Genomic DNA, 245 nt, shown 5'->3' on the forward strand with positions numbered 1-245 from the left:
CGACCATAAGCCCCTTTTGTTCGGTCTGTTCGGCCTCTGTCAGCTGCTTTTCCAAACCAGGGATGACGCCATACGACAGCTCACCCGCCTTGGCGAGGTTGCCCTCACGCGTGGCGATGTCAAGTTCAGCACGCGCCTTGTCCAACCGCTCTTTGATGTCCCGAGCGGAGGCCAATTTGTCCCGTGCCGCCTGGCACTGCGCCGTCATCGCTGCCGAGCGCTGCTGCAAGTCAGCGAGTTCCTCC

Annotated in this window: 1 protein-coding gene; it reads right to left on the reverse strand. The window is 61.6% G+C overall.

Going from position 1 to position 245, the window contains the following annotated elements; translation table 11 throughout:
* A partial coding sequence (locus R0J92_RS25570; RefSeq protein WP_411053752.1) for a hypothetical protein occupies positions 1–245 on the reverse strand: 245 nt, incomplete at both ends.

The organism is Tritonibacter sp. SIMBA_163 (genome assembly GCF_046535935.1).
In the GTDB taxonomy this organism is placed as follows: Bacteria; Pseudomonadota; Alphaproteobacteria; order Rhodobacterales; family Rhodobacteraceae; genus Epibacterium; species Epibacterium scottomollicae.